Consider the following 2,046-nt stretch of genomic DNA (forward strand, 5'->3'; position numbering starts at 1 on the left):
GTCCAGCAGCGCCCGCGCCGTCTTCTTCGGCAGCCCGCCCGGCAGCTTCTTGTTGATGAAGTGGATCACCTGCTCCTTGAGCGGCGCGGTGCCCACCGTCGAGCGCGGCGCGGCGGTCTGCTTCTTCGCGAGGCCGCGCAGCAGGTTGTTGGCCGCACGCTGCGCCTTGAAGCCCACGTCGACCATCGCGCCGCGCAGCAGCTTGATGGTCTCCGGGTTGGTGGCGTTGAGCATCATCATCGCCATCTTGTTGCCGGGGCGGAAGCTCTTCTTGCCCATCTTGCGCAGCAGGTTGCGCATGTTCATCGACACGTCGCCGAAGTCGATCTTCACCGGGCACGGGCTCAGGCACTTGTGGCACACCGTGCAGTGGTCGGCCACGTCCTCGAACTCCTCCCAGTGCTTGATCGACACACCGCGGCGCGTCTGCTCCTCGTACAGGAAGGCCTCGACCAGCAGCGAGGTCGCGAGGATCTTGTTGCGCGGGCTGTACAGCAGGTTGGCGCGCGGCACGTGCGTCGCGCACACCGGCTTGCACTTGCCGCAGCGCAGGCAATCCTTCACCGACGCGGCGATCTCGCCGATGTCGCTCTGCTGCATGATCAGCGACTCGTGCCCCATCAGCCCGAAGCTCGGCGTGTAGGCGTTGGTCAGGTCGGCCTTCAGGCGCACCCCGCCGAAGCTCGCGTCGCGCAGCAGCTTGCCCTTGTTGAAGCGGCCCTCGGGGTCGACGCGCTGCTTGTAGGCGGTGAAGCCGGCCAGCTCGTCATCGGTCAGGAACTCGAGCTTGGTGATGCCGATGCCGTGCTCGCCGGAGATCACGCCGTCGAGCGAGCGCGCGAGCTTCATGATGCGCGCCACCGCCTCGTGCGCCGTCTGCAGCATCTCGTAGTTGTCGCTGTTGACGGGGATGTTGGTGTGCACGTTGCCGTCGCCGGCATGCATGTGCAGCGCCACCCACACGCGGCCGCGCAGCACGTCCGCGTGGATCTTCTGGCAGGCGTCGACGATCGGCGACAGCGTGGCCCCGGCGAAGATGCCCTGCAGCGGCGTGCGGATCTGCGCCTTCCACGACGCGCGCAGCGTGTGGTCCTGCAGGTCGTCGAAGAAGGTCACACCCCGATCAGCCTGCACCTGGTCGAGGTTCGACAACCAGTGCGACCACAGCCCGCGCACGTCGCGCAGCAGCGCCAGCGCCTGCTGCACGCGGTCTTCGAGMAGCTCGGCCGACGCGATCTGGTTCGCGTCGTCGCTCTTGCCCAGCGGCAGCTGGCCGGCGACGAAGAAGTCTTCCAGCGCGTCGACCAGCGCCAGCTTGTTGCGCAGCGAGAGCTCGATATTGATGCGCTCGATGCCGTTGGTGTATTCGCCCATGCGCGGCAGCGGGATCACCACGTCCTCGTTCACCTTGAACGCGTTGGTGTGGCGGCTGATCGCCGCGGTGCGCTTGCGGTCGAGCCAGAACTTCTTGCGCGCCTCGGCGCTGACCGCGACGAAGCCCTCGCCGGCCCGGCCGTTGGCCAGCCGCACCACCTCGCTGGTGGCGCGCGCCACCGCGTCGGCATCGTCGCCGGCGATGTCGCCCACCAGCACCATCTTGGGCAGGCCGCCGCGCTTGCTCTTGGTCGCGTAGCCCACGGCCTTGAGATACCGGTCGTCCAGGTGCTCCAGGCCGGCCAGGATCGCGCCGCCGGGCTTCTTCTGCTCGGCGAACATGAAATCCTTGATCTCGACGATCGACGGCACCGCATCCTTCGCGTTGCCGAAGAACTCCAGGCACACCGTGCGGGTGTGCGCCGGCATCTTGTGCACCACCCAGYGCGCGCTGGTGATCAGGCCGTCGCAGCCTTCCTTCTGGATGCCCGGCAGGCCGGCGAGGAACTTGTCGGTGACGTCCTTGCCCAGGCCTTCCTTGCGGAAGGTGCGGCCCGGCACGTCGAGCTGCTCGGTGCGTTCGAGCACCTTGCCGGTCGCATCGAAGTACTTCAGCTCGAAGCGGGCCACCTCCACGTCGTGGATCTTGCCCATGTTGTGGTCGAGCCGCAC

Annotated in this window: 1 protein-coding gene; it reads right to left on the reverse strand. The window is 67.3% G+C overall.

Features of this window, described 5'->3' with window-relative positions; translation table 11 throughout:
* On the reverse strand, positions 1 to 2,046 hold a 2,046-nt coding region (locus AC1D15_RS29030), incomplete at both ends, for an FAD-linked oxidase C-terminal domain-containing protein (RefSeq protein ID WP_477828746.1).

Source organism: Rhizobacter sp. P2_H2 (assembly GCF_056403375.1).